General features: G+C 61.2%; 17 protein-coding genes. 12 read left to right on the top strand and 5 right to left on the bottom strand.

Annotated elements, in window-relative coordinates:
* The first annotated feature begins 216 nt into the window (after nucleotides 1-216).
* The 4 genes from NKI97_RS32960 to NKI97_RS32945 all read left to right on the top strand — a co-directional run bounded on the left by NKI97_RS32960 (nucleotide 217) and on the right by NKI97_RS32945 (nucleotide 4,736).
* Nucleotides 217-1,929 (top strand): tetratricopeptide repeat protein, encoded by a 1,713-nt coding sequence (locus tag NKI97_RS32960; RefSeq protein WP_352838392.1) that lies wholly within the window; start codon nucleotides 217-219, stop codon nucleotides 1,927-1,929.
* On the top strand, nucleotides 1,913-2,209 hold the full coding sequence (locus NKI97_RS32955; RefSeq protein ID WP_352838391.1) for a hypothetical protein: 297 nt from the start codon (nucleotides 1,913-1,915) through the stop codon (nucleotides 2,207-2,209). Before NKI97_RS32960 ends, NKI97_RS32955 begins: the two co-directional genes overlap by 17 nt.
* Nucleotides 2,210-2,695: 486 nt before the next feature.
* Complete coding sequence (locus tag NKI97_RS32950; RefSeq protein WP_352473765.1) at nucleotides 2,696-3,421, top strand: 3-keto-5-aminohexanoate cleavage protein; 726 nt, start codon at nucleotides 2,696-2,698, stop codon at nucleotides 3,419-3,421.
* 379 nt (nucleotides 3,422-3,800) lie between these two features.
* Nucleotides 3,801-4,736 carry an IS1595 family transposase gene (locus tag NKI97_RS32945; protein ID WP_352744319.1) on the top strand — a complete coding sequence of 312 codons (936 nt, stop codon included), beginning with the start codon at nucleotides 3,801-3,803 and terminating at the stop codon, nucleotides 4,734-4,736.
* A gap of 81 nt (nucleotides 4,737-4,817) precedes the next feature.
* Here the strand turns inward: NKI97_RS32945 and NKI97_RS32940 are convergent, their stop codons facing one another.
* Nucleotides 4,818-5,102: a hypothetical protein gene (locus tag NKI97_RS32940; RefSeq protein ID WP_352744322.1), complete on the bottom strand. Its 285-nt coding sequence runs from the start codon at nucleotides 5,100-5,102 to the stop codon at nucleotides 4,818-4,820.
* On the bottom strand, nucleotides 5,099-5,260 hold the full coding sequence (locus tag NKI97_RS32935; RefSeq protein WP_352744325.1) for a hypothetical protein: 162 nt from the start codon (nucleotides 5,258-5,260) through the stop codon (nucleotides 5,099-5,101). Before NKI97_RS32935 ends, NKI97_RS32940 begins: the two co-directional genes overlap by 4 nt.
* Between NKI97_RS32935 and NKI97_RS32930 the strand changes: the two genes are divergently transcribed.
* From NKI97_RS32930 to NKI97_RS32895, 8 genes are all read left to right on the top strand, one after another.
* On the top strand, nucleotides 5,259-5,789 hold the full coding sequence (locus NKI97_RS32930) for a hypothetical protein (RefSeq protein WP_352744328.1): 531 nt from the start codon (nucleotides 5,259-5,261) through the stop codon (nucleotides 5,787-5,789). The two genes, NKI97_RS32935 and NKI97_RS32930, sit on opposite strands and share 2 nt — an antisense overlap.
* Nucleotides 5,790-5,820: 31 nt before the next feature.
* Nucleotides 5,821-6,897: an acyltransferase family protein gene (locus tag NKI97_RS32925; protein ID WP_352838390.1), complete on the top strand. Its 1,077-nt coding sequence runs from the start codon at nucleotides 5,821-5,823 to the stop codon at nucleotides 6,895-6,897.
* A 318-nt stretch (nucleotides 6,898-7,215) separates the two neighbouring features.
* The gene (locus NKI97_RS32920; protein WP_023677254.1) at nucleotides 7,216-7,719 is read left to right on the top strand and encodes an Lrp/AsnC family transcriptional regulator; all 504 of its coding nucleotides are present in this window, start codon (nucleotides 7,216-7,218) and stop codon (nucleotides 7,717-7,719) included.
* A complete protein-coding gene (locus NKI97_RS32915) occupies nucleotides 7,716-8,879 on the top strand; it encodes a saccharopine dehydrogenase family protein (RefSeq protein ID WP_352838389.1) in 1,164 nt (387 codons plus the stop codon). The genes NKI97_RS32920 and NKI97_RS32915 overlap by 4 nt, the downstream gene beginning before the upstream one ends.
* 110 nt (nucleotides 8,880-8,989) lie before the next feature.
* Nucleotides 8,990-9,778, top strand: a complete 789-nt coding sequence (locus NKI97_RS32910) for an ABC transporter substrate-binding protein (protein ID WP_352838388.1) — start codon at nucleotides 8,990-8,992, stop codon at nucleotides 9,776-9,778.
* A gap of 147 nt (nucleotides 9,779-9,925) precedes the next feature.
* On the top strand, nucleotides 9,926-10,597 hold the full coding sequence (locus NKI97_RS32905) for an amino acid ABC transporter permease (protein WP_023720609.1): 672 nt from the start codon (nucleotides 9,926-9,928) through the stop codon (nucleotides 10,595-10,597).
* Nucleotides 10,594-11,268 (top strand): amino acid ABC transporter permease, encoded by a 675-nt coding sequence (locus tag NKI97_RS32900; RefSeq protein WP_352838387.1) that lies wholly within the window; start codon nucleotides 10,594-10,596, stop codon nucleotides 11,266-11,268. The genes NKI97_RS32905 and NKI97_RS32900 overlap by 4 nt, the downstream gene beginning before the upstream one ends.
* Nucleotides 11,269-11,297: 29 nt before the next feature.
* A complete protein-coding gene (locus NKI97_RS32895; RefSeq protein ID WP_502907141.1) occupies nucleotides 11,298-12,026 on the top strand; it encodes an amino acid ABC transporter ATP-binding protein in 729 nt (242 codons plus the stop codon).
* Between the two features lie 639 nt (nucleotides 12,027-12,665).
* Here NKI97_RS32895 and NKI97_RS32890 read toward each other — a convergent pair.
* The 3 genes from NKI97_RS32890 to NKI97_RS32880 form a co-directional block, all read right to left on the bottom strand.
* On the bottom strand, nucleotides 12,666-13,118 hold the full coding sequence (locus tag NKI97_RS32890) for a nuclear transport factor 2 family protein (RefSeq protein ID WP_352587213.1): 453 nt from the start codon (nucleotides 13,116-13,118) through the stop codon (nucleotides 12,666-12,668).
* Between the two features lie 14 nt (nucleotides 13,119-13,132).
* Nucleotides 13,133-13,819: a hypothetical protein gene (locus NKI97_RS32885; protein WP_352838386.1), complete on the bottom strand. Its 687-nt coding sequence runs from the start codon at nucleotides 13,817-13,819 to the stop codon at nucleotides 13,133-13,135.
* Nucleotides 13,820-13,928: 109 nt separating this feature from the next.
* The coding region (locus tag NKI97_RS32880) for a helix-turn-helix transcriptional regulator (RefSeq protein ID WP_352838385.1) at nucleotides 13,929-15,828 on the bottom strand (1,900 nt) is incomplete at its 5' end.

The following is a 15,828-nucleotide window of genomic DNA, read 5'->3' as shown; positions in this document are numbered from 1 at the left end:
TCTCTGTCATTGAGATGGGTGAAACGGCGCGCGCGGACCACCCGTTTCTTGCCGGGTGAGCTCGTTAGCGATTGTCTCGGGGATTTCGTTGAATACAATGCAGCTGGGCTTGCCGCGATGGGGGGCGAATTGATCCGACGGGTTCGACAAAGGGACGGGGCAGTCCGGCAATTCCTCGTTTGCCTCGTCGCGATGCTGGTCTCGGCGCTCCCGGCCTTGTCCGCCAGCAGCGACTGCGTCAGCGACGACGAGGTCGAGGCCAGCACGCGGATCGCCGCCTGCACGCGCATGATCGAGGATCCCACGGAGCCTGTGGCCAACCGCGCGACTGCCTACTACAAGCGCGGCGAGGCACGGGCATCACAAGGCGACTACGACCGTGCGATTGCCGATTTGGGCCAGGCGATCGACCTCGATTCGAAATTCGCCGGTGCTTACTATGCCAGAGGCGCCACAATGGTCGAGGAGGGCGAAAATGATCGCGCCATCGCGGATTTTGGCCAGGTGATCAGCCTCGACCCGACAAACCCCGAGGCGTACAACAGCCGAGGTGTCGCCTGGGAGCACAAGGGCGACTACGACCGCGCCATTACAGACTATGGTCAGGCCATCAGCCTCGACCCGAAGCATTCCGATGCCCACAGCAACCGGGGCAACGCCTGGGCAGACAAGGGCGACTACGATCGTGCCATCGCCGACTACGACCAGGCAATCAGCCTCGATCCTAAAAATGCGGGAGCCTACAACAACCGTGGCGTTGCCTGGAAACAGAAGGGCGAATACGACCGAGCCATCGCCGACTACGAACAGGCGATCAGTCTGGATGCGAAAGACGCCAAAGCCTACAGCAATCGTGGTGCTGTCTGGGTACTAAAAGGCGACTATGACCGAGCCATTGCCGACTACGCTAAGGCGATCGGCCTCGATCCTCGCGATGTCGATGCCTATCAAAGTCGAGGCATCGCCTGGGCACGCAAGGGCGACTACGACCGCGCCATCGCCGATTACGACCAAGCGATCAGCCTCGACTCGAAAGACGCCAGCACCTACTACAACAGAGGCGTGGCTTGGTCGCACAAGGGCGACTACGACCGCGCCATCGCGGATTATGACCAAGCAATCGGCCTCAATCCTCAGGACGCTAGTGCTTACAACAATCGAGGCGTTGCCTGGAAACACAAGGGCGATTACGACCGCGCTATCGCGGATTATGACCAAGCGATCGGCCTCGATTCCCGGGACGCCACCGCTTACAACAACCGTGGCATTGCCTGGAAGAAGAAGGGTGACGACGACCACGCTATCGCCGACTACACGCAGGCAATCAGCCTCGACCCAAAAAACGTTAATGCCTGGTACAACCGGGGCCTCGTCTGGTCTGACAAGGGCGACTATGATGGCGCCATCGCCGACTTCAGCCAGGCAATCACGCTCGATCCTAAAGACCCAACTGCCTACGACAACAGAGGCAATGCCTGGGCACGCAAGGGCGACAATGACCGTGCCATCGCCGACTACGGCCAGGCGATCATGCTCGATCCAGTACATGCCAAAGCCTTCAGGTACCGAGGCCGGATCTGGCAAAAGAAGGGCGAGGACGACCGCGCCATCGCCGACTACGACAAGGCGATCAGCCTCGATCCGAAAGGTGCCCCTGGTTACGACGGCCGCGGCTTCGTCTGGTCGGCAAAGGGCGACTACGCCCGCGCGACCGCCGACTACGATCAGGCAATCAGCCTCGATCCGAAATATGCCTATGCCTATCTTGGCCGCGGCATTCTCTCCTTCTATTCGAGCGCGCTGGCCAAGGCGCAAGCCCGATTTCGGACAGGCGGCCACGCTCAAGCCCGACAATGCCTATTTTGCGATCTGGCTGGAGATGACCGAGCGGCGCAGCGGTGCGGTGGGCCACTTGCAGGAAGCGACTGAAAAGCTCGATATGACCAAATGGCCGGCGCCAGCGGTTCGCATGCTGCTTGGAGAACTGACGCCGGCCGAGGTATCGGCGGCAGCCGACGACCCGGACCCGGCCAAGAAACGCGGCAATCTGTGCGAGGCGAACCTGTTCATAGCCGAGTTCGATCGGCTGCAACGACATGACGACGAAGCCTTGCGGCTCTACCGGGTCGCTGCCAGCGATTGCCCTGGGGACTATTACGAATACGTTGCGGCCAAGGCCGCTCTGCACGAGTTGGGCGTGGTTCCGTGAAGACAACTTCCGAGACATTTGATGATGCGAGGAGCGAATTGACCGGACCGGTTCGAGTGTGGCTCAAGCCTTCATGGTGGGCACTGGCCGCTGCAATCGTCCTGACGGTTTCGGCCCTGCCGGCGCTGGCTGCCAGCAGCGACTGCGTCAGCGATGACGGGGTCGAGGCAAGCACGCGGATCGCCGCCTGCACGCGCATGATCGAGGATGCGACAGAGCAAGGCATACGGTCAGCTATTGTCCAAAGAGTTTTTTGTCGAATACCGTGCCGCCAACGCTGCATTACGCGAGTTGGGTGTTTCGCCGTAACTCTGCCCGACGGATGTTCGTTTGCTAAGAAGACTGATCCGAACACGATAGAGGTGCATTCTGCCAGACTGATCCAAGCCGGCCGGCGTCCATATGTCAGGAGCCTTCGCCAGCGCGATTCCGGTTTTCACTGGCCCGCGCTAGACTGGCAGCAACCGCAACCGGACTGCCCCCGGCATGATCGTCCAGACCTGCATCAATGGCGCGCGCAGCGCCGATTTTCACCCGCGACTGCCGCTTGATCCCGAAGCCATGGCGCGCGACGGTGCGACCTGCGTCGCCGCCGGTGCGGCCGAACTGCATGTCCATGCCCGCGGGCTGGACGGTCGCGAAAGCCTGGCTCCGGCGGCGATGGACCAGACTGTGCTAGCGCTTCGTCGCGCCTGCCCTGGAACGCTGATCGGCGTGTCGACCGGCGCCTGGATCGAGAATGACGACGAGCGGACGCTGGCCGCGATCGCCGCTTGGAGCGAGCTGCCCGACTATGCCTCGGTCAATCTCAGCGAAGACGCCGCGCCCGCTATCATGGAGCGTCTGCGCCAGCGCGGCATTGGCATCGAGGCGGGGCTTGCCTCCGTCGCCGACGCCGAACGCCTGGTGAGCCTCGACCATGGCAAACGCGTGCTGCGGATCCTGATCGAAATCTCCGAGCAGGAGTCGGACGCTGCGCTGGAGATCAGCGACGATATCGCCGCCGTGCTCGACGGCGCCGGAATGCGCCGGGCAATCCTGCTGCACGGCGCCGACGCCACGGTCTGGCCTTTCGTGCACCGGGCGGCGGAACGCCGTTGGTCGACGCGCGTCGGACTGGAAGACGGCAAGGAGCTCCCTGATGGAACAGTAGCATCTAGTAACGCTGCGCTGACAGCGGCAGCCGTCGCTATCTTCGAGTCCAGCCGTTAACGCGGGAACGGCCAATCTCCTCTTCACTGGGGAGATACCAAGTTTGGCAACGAGGCAGGCCAAAGTCGGCCGAGCATAAGTGTCGCGGCACGCTATATCAATAAAACGTATTTAAAACTTTACGTGTTAATTAAACCAACAATTAGTCGGCACATCAACGATCACGTATGTTAATGCTCTCCTGCACCGGGGACCATTTTTTGATGAACATCATTCCACAGAATGATCACGCTGCGCCGCGTCGGATTCAACAGTATACATCGATACAGGTACTGCGGGGGCTAGCAGCTCTCATGGTTGTTATCTATCATCTTGGCAATTATCGGCTTGACGTACCACGGCTCACTTGGTAGGATCGCTTCAATTCAGAGGCAGTCCCATGAAACTCACCGATCCGATCTACACTGACGAAAACAAGGCTCGCGAGCACCTTGAAAGCCTTCATTGGCCTCATGGTCCGAACTGCCCTCATTGCGGCAATGCCAATCCCGACCGCATCACCAAGCTTCAGGGCAAGTCCACGCGCCCCGGCGTCTACAAATGCAAGGAATGCCGCAAGCCGTTCTCGGTGACTGTCGGCACCCTGATGGAGCGCAGCCATATCAAGATCAACGTCTGGCTTGCTGCGATGCATCTGTTGACCTCATCGAAGAAAGGCATGAGCGCGCACCAAATGCACCGCATGTTGGGTATCACCTACGAAAGCGCTTGGTTCCTTTGCCATCGCCTTCGTGAAGCCATGCGCGACGAGCCCAAGTCGTCGGGTCCGCTTGGCGGCAAGAACAAGGTTGTCGAGGCCGACGAAGCCTATGTTGGCGGCAAGGCGAAGAACCGCGCACATCGCGAGCCTGCCCCGAAGAAAGCCGTTCTGTCGCTGGTCGAGCGCGACGGTCGCGTTGCCTCGTTCCATGTCGCCAACGTGACCGCTGCTACCGTGCGCCCAATCATCGTGACGACCGCCGACCGCGCCAGCGCCCTTATGACCGACGAGAGCGGCATCTATCCGCGCCTTGGCCGGGAATACGCAAGCCACGGCACCGTGAACCATTCGGCGAATGAGTATGCCCGCCTTGGCGGCTTCATGCACATCAACACCGCCGAGAACTTCTTTTCGATCCTTAAGCGCGGCATCAATGGCGTCTATCACCAAGTCAGCGAAGCGCATCTGCACCGCTATCTTGCCGAGTTCGATTACCGCTACAACAACCGCATCGGCCTCGGCGTCACTGACACCGAACGCTGCGAACGCGCCATCAAGGGTATGGTCGGGAAGCGCCTTACCTATCGGCGGACTAACGAAGCCGGTCACGCTTAAGCAGAAAGCGAAGCGACTCCTAAACAAGCGCAAAAAGAAGTAGCCTCTCCTTTCAGACGGGAGGGATGGTTTATGACAAGCTTAGCGGAAAGCCTGCGACAGGCTGCGATAGAGGTATGCAATAGCTACCAACAGCGCAGCCATACTCTGAAAAAAGACCTTAAGCGTGCGCAACTTAGCGTTCTCGAAATACAGGCGTCTCTTGATGCGTCGAACCTCTCGGTTAAGCGCATCAACAGCTTTCAACCGGACATCGGCGGGGATTTGCAATGTCCCCAATGCTGGATCGCCAACGGACGCCAAATGTCTTTGACCCCTCAGTCTAGCGGCACCGAGATTGACCTGTTCCGATGCCGCCAATGTCATTTCGACTTTTCCTTTTGAGCATTCGCGGACTTCGGTTGGGCCTTCTTTTCGCCCTTCCCATGCTTGGGCTGTGGCGGCATCTTCAAAACGCGCTTCGCCAGATCGTCGCGGCGCTGGTCGGCCTTATCCTGGTCTTTGTCTTTGGGGGCTTTCTGCATGGACGAAACTTTCGAAGAAAACGTTCGTAGCGAAAACGCATTTATATATCGGCTGGGGCTTGTCATCACCGAATGGCAGTGGGTCGAAGCCGCTTGCTATGAATTATACGCCGCCATCATGCGGGGCGCGAACAAGAAATTGATTTCGGTGAACTGGCACAACGTCCAAAGCTTCGATGCGCGGATAACATTGCTCGAACGGTGCATATTTTTCGTCTTGCCTGTCGAGACGCGCGACAACGAATGGAAGGATCTAAAAAAGGCCATCCGGGAGGCTAGCGAACAGCGCAACGCAATCGTTCATTCCACCTTCGGTGTTGAGTTTCATGACGGCGTAGGAACGCCCCGCCTGTCTCCTAGCCACATGGACGCTACGGCGATTGTGAAAAAGCGCGCCATGAACCCGTCGTACGTTTACGGCATCGAGCGATTGCAGGAAGAGGGCGCAAAATTCAAAGCTCTGTCACACCAAATCAAGGGTTTCGCCAGACTCCGCTTTCCACATCGCGAGGAAGACGGCGGCGGCTAGATCACCTGCATCACCAACAGCAATCGCTTCTGTGCTTTCCAATGCGCGGGTCAATTCGGCCGCGCCAGCGATACGCATTTCCTCAGAAATTACCCTGTCGTCTCGTGCCGGCCTGTCGGGCAATTTCCATATCCTTCGAAGTTTGGTACGTCAACCAGATAATTGCCATCATCTTCCGGCCGCGCTGGGCATGCTCGATCTGCGTATTCCCGTTCTAAACAGCGGCGTCGACCTGTTTTTCGTCATTAGTGGTTTTGTAATGGTTCTCTCGACAGAGAACAGACGCGCCGACCACCGTGCTTTTTTGATGCAGCGCTTCACGCGCGTCGTTCCCTTCTATTGGGTTATGACCTTCCTCATGGTCGCCGCACTTTGGTTGTTTGCCGGTCGTGCAGTGTTTCTTGAGCAGATCACCAATAGCCTGCTTTTCATAGCCTATCTCGATACGGTCACAGGCTATGTCCAACCGGTGCTTGGCGTGGGTTGGACGCTCAATCTGGAAATCCTGTTTTACATTCTGTTCGCAGCGACTATGCGTTTCGGCACGCTGACGCAAATGGCCATGGTCGGCGTTGTCTTTGCAATCGCCGTTGCTGCACGCATCATCTTCAAACCCGCCGCCGACACTGTGCTGTTTTTCTACACCACGCCAATCCTGTTTGAGTTCCTTGCCGGCATGGCGCTCGGCCACCTGGTCGGCAGACTGGCGCGTTTGCCTACCGTCCTGGGTGTCTCGGCGCTCGTGTTCGCCATCGTGTCCATGCTGGTGATGGTACTTGGCTTCAACTTGCCGCGAACCCTTGCTCAGGGAATCCCGGCCTTGATCCTTGTCGCCGGTTGCATCAGCCTGGAAAGCTACTTCCGGCTTTTTGCTCCTCGCCTGCTGGCAAGGTTGGGCGATGCCTCCTACTCTCTCTATCTGACGCATCCTATCGTGCTGCTTGCGACCGCTCCTGTCGTTGCAAGCGTCAGCGTATCACCATGGCTTGCTGGCATGGTTATTGTCACCGCCTGCATTGCCGTCTCCCTGGCCAGCTACAGTTTTGTTGAAAAGCCGATTTTGGCCATTTCGCGGATGAGCCTTTCCGCCCGTCACGTGAAGGCATGAGTTGCGGCTGCGCTCCGCGGAACCACGCTGTCCCGCCAATCTTAGACCGGCGGCGCTGAACCTTCAAAATATCCGGAAACAAAAACCCGCCTCGGGAGGACGGGTCGTTGGAGCCAAATTGGCACCATATCCAAATTAATAGCATAGCTGCCGGCACAAAGCAAGAACAAAATGTGGCGCACTCGACGAAAATTGCCGACAGGCACAGAGCCATGGCGGATGACATGGCTCTTGCCGTTGTTAAAAATCTCTCATAAGGTATTTTCATATCTGAAAGAAAATCCAATCGTTTCTTTCCTTTTATGAAAGCCTGAGCGTTTGCGGGAACATCTCGATCAGACCGACCGGCGACTGGTCAAGCTGCTGTCGCAGGACGCGCAGCTTGGCGTCAACCGCCTTGCTGAGAAGATGGCGATCTCGGTGCCGACGGTGCGCATGCGGCTGCGCAACCTGCTCGACCGCAACCTGCTCAAGATCGTTGGGCTGCTCAACCTGACCGAGCGCCCTGAACTGATCTCGGCCATCGTCGGCATCAACGCGCAAGGGCGCGGCCGGGCCCGGGAACTGGCGCAGCGCATCTCCGAATTGCCTTTCGTGAACTCGGCCGCCGTCGTCACCGGGCGCTTCGACATCATCGTCGACGTGACCGTGGCCGGCGATGTCGCCGATCTCTACCGCGTCACCAGCGAGCTGATCCCCGGCGCCGGCGAGCCGGGCGAGGTCGTGCGCAGCGAGACTTTCGTCGTCATGGCGTCCTGCAACAAATGGGTCAGCCTGCCGGAAGGTTGCTGGTCGGACGAGACGCGGAAGGAAATGGCATGAAGATCGCGGTTCTCGGCGGGCTCGGCCTGCAAGGCCGGGCGGCGATCGCCGACCTCGTTGCCAGCGACGGCGTCGAGCAAGTGGTCTGCGTCGACACTGCAACCGGCGGCACTGCGCGGCTCGGCGGCCTGACCGACCTTGCCCGCGTGCGTTTTGTAGTGCCGGAGGGCGCGATCGGTCCGGCGCTGGCCGAGGTGATGAAGGACGTCGATGCGGTCATCGACCTGTTGCCGCAGCCGCTGATGCGCGACGCGGTGCAGGCGGCGATCGCGACGCGCACGCCGCTGGTCACCACCAATTACGGCAAGGCCATCGCCGATCTCGCTCCCGAGGCCGAAAAGGCCGGCGTATCGATCGTGACCGAATGCGGGCTCGACCCCGGCATCGACCTGGTGCTCTACGCGCGCGCCGCCAGCCAGTTCGACGCCATCACCGCGATCGATTCCTACTGCGGCGGCATTCCCGAGCCGAAGGCGGTGGTCGAGCCGCTGCGCTACAAGGTGAGCTGGAATTTCGACATGGTTCTGGTCAGCCAGAACCGCGACAGCGTGCTGGTCGAGGACGGTAAACGGGTCGATGTGCCGGCCGCCCGCCAGCACGACAATCGTTTCATCCACGAGATCGAGGTGGCGGGACTGGGCAGGCTCGAAGCCTTCCCCAATGGCGACGCGCCGCATTATGCCGGCATGCTCGCCGCCGCCAAGGGGCTGCAGCGCTCCGGCCGCTATTCGCTTCGCTGGCCCGGCTGGTCGGCGTTCTGGGCGCCGCTGAAGCAGCTCGGCTTCCTGTCCGAGGACAAGGTGCAAAGCACCGGTGCCAGCCCACGCGAATTCCTCGGCCGGCTGCTTGGCCCGCAACTGCAATATGGCGCGGACGAAAAGGACCTTTGCGTGATGCGCAACGTCTTTGTCGGCAGCGAAGGCGGCCGCCGCAAGACGGTGACCTCGGAGCTGGTCATCGAACGCGACCTCGCCTCCGGCCTGTTCGGCATGAGCCTCGGCGTCGGCTATCCCGCCAGCATCGTGGCGCAGATGCTGGCACGGCGCGAGATCGCCACGCCCGGCCTGCTCAACCCGCTGCTGCATGTGCCGGATGGCGGCTTCCTCGATGAGCTCGCCAGGCGCGGCATCAAGGTTGCCGAAACGGTGAGCTGGGATTGAAGATTTTCGAACGGTGGTTGCCACCGGCAACGGCGCTGCCGCTCAAAAGGCACCCCGATGGGGTGAAACAACAAGTGGAACAACAAACGACAACAAGGAGGAATGCCCAAATGAAGATTGCCAAGCTTTTCATCGCCGGACTTGCGCTCGCCGGCCTTACCGCTGCCGCCAGTGCGGGAACGCTCGACGAGATCACCAAGCGCGGAGAGTTGCGCGTCGCCGTGCAGACGCAAGGACCGCCCTTCTCGCTGGTGGGTGCTGCCGGCGAACGCACCGGCAGTTCGGTCGAACTCGCCGAACTGATGGCCAAGGAAATGGGCGTCAAGATCACCTTCCTCGACTTCGACTGGGACGGCCTGATCCCGGCGCTGCTGTCGGGCAAGGCCGATCTTCTGGTCGCCGATATGACGCCGACATTGGCGCGTGGCATGAAGGTCGCCTTCACCAAGCCTTACATGTACACGGGCAGCACCGTCTTCACCAAGGCTGGTACCGCCTTCAAGTCCACCGAGGACTGCAAGGCCAAGGGCACCAAGATTGCGGTGCTGCTCGGCGCCACCGGCGAGAAGGAAGCCAAGGCCGCCTTCCCCGATGCCGAGATCAAGAGCTACAAGGGCGGCGGCCCACTGCTGCTCGACGCCGTCAACAACGGCCAGGCCGATTGCGGCGTCAACGACGTCTCGGCGGTCAAGGGCCAGTCGACCGCTTACCCGGCCGGCAGCTTCATCATCATGCCGGACATGCTGTCGAAGGAGCCGCTGGCCTTCGCCACGCGCTATGACGAGCAGGACCTGCTGGTCTGGATGAACCTGTTCCTCGACCAGGTCAGCCTCGACGGCCGCCTGCAGAAGAACCTCGATTACTGGGTGAATTCCGACGCCTGGAAGAAGGATCACTAAGTAGAGTGAATGGTGAGCAGGGAGTAGGGGGTAGGGAGTAGGGAGTAGGGAGTAGAGAAGAGCTACTCGCTACTTGCTGCTCCTATTCCCAATTCCCTATTCACTATTCCCTATTCCCTATTCACTATTCACCATTCACCGTCCAAAATGCTCGAAAACTTCAGCTTCCGCACCATCGTCGAATATCTGCCCCTGTTCGGGCAGGGCCTCGTCACGACCGTGTGGCTGTCTGTCCTCTCCTTTGCCGGCGCGCTCGCCGTCGGCATCGTGCTCGCCGCCATGAACCTGCAGCGCGGCCGGCTGTTCCGCGTCCCGGCCAAGGCCTATATCGACGCGGTGCGCGCCACGCCGCTGCTGGCGCAGCTTTATTTCCTCTATTTCGGCCTGCCGCGGCTCGGCTTCGTCCTGCCCGAGCTCGTCGTCGGCATCTTAGCCCTGTCGCTGAACAGCGGCGCCTACGTCGCCGAGATCATCCGCGCCGGCATCCTGTCGATCCCGCGCGGCCAGGTGGAGGCCGGCGTCGCTTCGGGTATGACCTATGTCCAGCGCATGCGCCTCGTCATCCTGCCGCAGGCGTTCAAGGTGACGATCCCGCCGCTGCTCGGACAGGCGATCGTGCTGGTCAAGGATTCCGCCCTGCTGTCGCTGATCTCGGTCGCCGAATTGACGCGCGCCGGACAATTGCTCGCCTCCGACCGCTTCATGCCGGCCGAAGGTTTCATCACCATCGCCGCCTTCTACCTCCTGCTCTATTACGGGCTGAAGGGGCTGGCGGCGCTCTCCGGGCGCTGGCTCGGCCTCGCGGGGGCACGGACATGATCTGGCAGCAGCTGCAAAGCGTCGCCGGCAGCTATCCCCTGGCGCTGCGCGGCCTCGGCATGACCGTGGTGCTGTCGCTGATCAGCCTGGTGCTGGGCACGCTGCTCGGCTTCGGCCTCGGCATCCTGAGCACCGGCGGCAACCGGCTGATCAGTGCGGCGATCGGCGCCTGGGTCGACCTGATCCGCGGCACGCCCTTCCTGGTGCAGATCTTCCTGATCTTCTTCATCCTGCCGGAACTCGGCGTAGAGCTCGACGCCTTCACCGCTGGCATCATCGCGCTGACCAATCTGGCCGCCTGCTTCATCTGCGAGATCGTCGTCGCCGGCATCCGCTCGGTCCCGACCGGCCAGGTCGAGGCAGCACTTGCGTCCGGCCTGTCGCGCTGGCAGCGCCTGCGCCAGGTGGTGCTGCCGCAGGCGATGCGCATCGTGCTGCCGCCGCTGGTCGGGCAATATGTGCTGCTGATCAAGGATTCCTCGGTCGTCTCGGCCATCGGCCTCACCGACCTCACCCGCGTCGGCTGGCTGGTGGTGCAGCGTGTACCAAATGGGCTGCTGGTCTTCTTCCTCGTCGGCCTCGGTTACTTCATCGTCTGCTACCCCCTGATCATGCTGGCCCGCCGGCTGGAGCAACGCATGGGCGCGGCGCATGGCGAGGTGCAATTGTGATGTCGAACCCCAGCAAAAATGGCACCGGCATGATCGAATTTCGCGGCGTCAACAAATGGTTCGGCCAGCTCAACGTGCTCAGGGATATCACGCTGAGCGTCGAGCCGCGCGAAGTGGTCGTCGTCTGCGGCCCGAGCGGCTCGGGCAAGAGCACCCTGATCCGCTGCATCAACGGCCTGGAGACGATCCGCGACGGCGACCTGACGGTCGACGGCCAGCGCCTCGGCGACCCCGCCACCAACATGACGCGGCTGCGCACCGAGATCGGCTTCGTCTTCCAGTCGTTCAACCTCTATCCGCACAAGACGGCGCTCGAGAACGTCACCCTGGCGCCGATCCATGTCCGCAAGATCCCGCGCGCCGAGGCCGAGAAGGCCGGGCGCGAATTGCTCGCCAAGGTCGGCCTCGCCGACAAGGTGAACGCCTATCCGGCGCAGCTGTCTGGTGGCCAGCAGCAGCGCGTGGCGATCGCCCGCTGCCTCGGCATGCGCCCCAAGATCATGCTGTTCGACGAGCCGACCTCGGCGCTCGACCCAGAGATGATCTCGGAAGTGCTCGACGTCATGGTCGCGGTGGCTGAGGAAGGCATGACGATGATGGTGGTGACGCACGAGATGGGCTTTGCCCGCAAGGTCGCCCAGCGCGTCGTGTTCATGGACGCCGGCGCCATTGTCGAAAGCGGCACGCCGGACGAGTTCTTCTCGCACCCGAAGACCGACCGCAGCCGCGCTTTTCTCAGCAAGATCCTGCGGCATTAGGGCTAACAACTCAATTAGCTGACTGCCGGCTGCGACCGAGATGAGTGGAAATCGACCTTAGGACTCGCGCACCGTGACCTTGGTCACAGCTCTGTCGCCACGCTCAATCTTAATGCGCTTGTCACTCGGGATAGGCGGTGGAGCTACGTTAGCAATCTTTCCATCCTCTAACCGATCCGCAGTCAAAAGCTCTTCCCCTTTCGCCGTCTTTAGGCGCTCTAATTGATTGATATACAATCTTGACATGCCGGCCTCCCAAACGAAAAAATCGGACAAGAATATTGTTAATAGCGAGCAGGCAGGCGGAAGAAGCAACTTGCGAATTAGAGAAAGCGCATCACGCTTTCAATATAGCGGCCGAGTCCCTGGCCCTCAATATCAACTAACGGACGTGGTTTACACAGCATGCCGAGAGGTCTGCAGAAGATCCAACTCGGTCGTTCAGAATGATTGGATTTTGACCTAAAACGTCAGCCGGCCGTGGCCGGCGTCTTCAGCCAAACGTCGCCAGAGGGTCGGCGCTGATCTCGACCCAGCCGACGGGCTGAAAAGAAGCACAGTTCTGGCTCCATGACGCCGGCAGAGCCGATGGTCCCGCCAGCGCAATTCCTTTCTCTGCCCGTTTCGGACCGACGCTTCTCAGAACGCGAAATCCGCGGACTGAACGACATCGGCTGGGAGCCAGGTTTCATGAACTTGCAAGATCTCGGGCCCCCGGCTGTAGCCGCGATCGCGGACCACCATCGTCGTGACCCGGCCATTGTTCGGTTGATCGGAGTCCTTCGCGTCGCGTTGCCATTCGTGGTAGTTCACGACCGCCAGGTCGGCGCTTTGATGGCTGATCCGGATGTCGCGTATCTTGATACGGAAGGCCGGATTCGATCCGTAGATGCTCTTCATGTAACCTGCGAAGTCTTTTTTCCCGAACGCCCTGCCGCCTGGCATGATGGCGACCAGATCTTCGCTGATCCGGTCGAGCGCGTTCTTCTTGAACGTCGCATCGTCGCCACGGCATCGGCCCGTCACCCAGTCGGTGAAGAATTCGTGGACGTCGTGGATCGTCGCTTCGATTTCCTTCGTTTGAAGGGACATTTTTTCCTCCTGTTTTACGATGATGCTGGATCAGGCCCTTTGCGCTGTGGCTTGCCCGACCGGAGGCTCCTTGAGGACAGCCCGTACCACGCGAGCCACAGGCACATGAGAAGCGAGGAAATCAGCCAGATCGGACCTCCGATGCCGATCCCGAGCTGCTCACCGAGTGTCCACCCGGTTGCCGAAAGGATACCGAACGCCGAGCCGACGATCGCGGCCCATCGGGGCAGTATCCCGACGTCATCGCGGGCGTCGTGATACGCGACAAGCGCTGTCGCCAGGGCGAGCGCCCAGAATCCGTTACCCATGCCGCCGGAAAACGCCCACCAGGTCATGAAGGCGCTGGTGTCACCCCGGTCCGCCGCGACCGCGACCACCGATGCCTCGGCGACTGCGGTGGAGAACGTGGTCAGGGCGCCGAGAGCCATCACCATCCAGGCAGAACTCAGCATCGGCGAATGCCGGACCCGGGGGTTGAGCGCCAGGTTCAGGAACGAAGCGCCGGCGATCAGGAACAGCGCCGCTGCCGCCGTCCAATGGACCGTAGCCCATCGCCCATGGCCCTTGGCGATATTCTGCATCTGAACAGACAAATCCGCGTCCGGTGGCCCGTGAAAGACGAGCGCAGCCGCCAGCAGCAGCGTTCCGGTGGCGAGCCAGACACCGCCCGGCCCGCTCATGTTGTTATTATTCGTTTGCATCGGGAAACCCTCCTGTGGCCTTTACCACGCCATGAGGTTTAGACCCGCGCCACGGTTGCCCGCTTCGGCGTAAGTACCCACGCAACGAGAAATTTTGGCTTGGGTAGGATTACCCAGATACGACCGTGCCGATCAGGCCGTGCTCGACCGCATAGGCCGTGGCTGCCGCGCGCGTGCGCACGTTCAGCCGCGTCAGGATATCGCTAACGTGATGGTCTACCGTCCGCTGGCTCAGACCGAGCTCGCCGGCAATTTCCGGGTTGGTCAGGCCTGACGCGATCAGGCGCAGAACCTGCGTCTGTCTGGGGGTGAGAACTTCGCCGCCTGTCGCCGTCATGGTGACCCGCAGCTTGCCGGCAACGGCTTCGTCGGGGCGCGCGCCGAGCTCGCGGAAAAGTCTTATCGCTTCGTCCAGTTCGGTCTGCGCCGCTTCAGTATCGCCGGTTGCGAGACAGGCCCGCGCTGTCAGCACCCGCATCCGGGCAAGATGATAGGGCGCCCGAAGGTCCCAGAGGATCGCTACCGCGCGCCGGATATGGGCCAATGCCTCCGCGGCTCGACCAGCATGGATCAGCACCCGCGCGGTAGCCTCGGCGGCTGCGGCGCGGACTGCATCCGCGGAATATTGGCGCGCGCAGTCGTGCAGTGTTTCGCACAGCTCCCAAGCGTCATCGGCCGAACCGACGGCGAGAGTGATTTCCACCGCAGCCGGCAAGAGGCGGAGTTTGCCCGGCATGTCGTCGACGGACTGCAGTGCGCGGCGGATCGCCGAAAGGGCCGGCTGCTCGTGCCCCTGCTGCAATCGCATAAGCGCCAGCCCCGGCTGCGGATCGAACCCAAGCCTGCTCGCCGCGCGATAGGCGGCATCGGCCTCGTTCCATTGGCCGCGGAGTCGAAATACCTCGCCCTTCTGGTAGAATGCCGGACCGGCGTGGTGCTTCGAGGGCCCCTGCTGAAGGCGGACGCTGGCGACACTGGCCTCGCGGCCGGCCTCGTCCCAGTGGCCGTCGAGGATCAGAATTTCGGCCCGGTGGATCAGGCATCTGCCGGTGAAGGCAACGATGTCGGGCTGTCCGGCGCACCATCCGACCAGCGCCGATGTCCATTCCCTCGCACGACCCGTGGCATGAAATCTCTGACAGATCTCGATCACGCTGCAGTAGACCAGCCCGGTAACGATCGGCGAGAGCCGGCCCGAGGTGACCGAAACCATCGCCTCGTCCAGCAGTTCGAAGCCGCGTACATAGTCGCCGCGCAGGATCAATATCCGGCCCTGAAGGTGGCGCGCGATAGCCAAGAGGTCCGGATCTTCGCAGCGCTGTCCGATCTCCGCGGCACGTGTTGCGTGCGCGAATGCTTCGTCCGGACTGTCGGCGGCGAGGCTTTGTTCGACCATTGGGAGCTGAAGGTAACCGTGTTCTGCACATTCCTGCGTGTGATCCTCGACCAGCCGGTTGGCGCGGGTCAGCCATCCGCTGCCTTGGGCGAATTCACCGCGAAACATCAGGGTGAGCCCGATCCAGAAGCCGCAACGCGCTGCGGATCGTTCGCGTCCGTTCCGGAGATGCTCTTCGAAGGCCCTCTCGTAGTCCCGAACGAATTCCTCCTCGCGCCCAAGCATGTAGGCGGCTTCCCCGAGGCGCTGGAGCTCGGCGCCGCCAAGTTCCCTGCAGCGGTCTCTGTCTGACAGTTCGCGGTGAAGCCTGGACCAATCGCCGCGATTGGCTAGCTCCGCATACGGATCCGATGCAACTGCACCGTCTTCCGGCGACTTGTCGCGTGATCGGTCGGAGGGCGCGGGCATAGCCTCAGAATAGCACATATCTTGCTGAGGAGGTGGCGGCAGGTTACCGATGTGACAGAAGTTCGTTTCGGGCTCAATCGAGCCGTTCATCGCGTCCGCCGCCGAGGACCGGGAAGGGTGGATAGTGTTGAAGAAGTCGGCGATGAAGCCGTGGATCCACTCGCACCGAAGCGTCTTGATTAAGGTCGACGCGACCTCCTCGCCT

It is taken from the genome of Mesorhizobium sp. M0296 (assembly GCF_040321675.1).
GTDB lineage: Bacteria > Pseudomonadota > Alphaproteobacteria > Rhizobiales > Rhizobiaceae > Mesorhizobium.
Note: the sequence above shows the minus strand (reverse complement) of the source record. Positions and strands in the feature narration are given on the sequence as shown.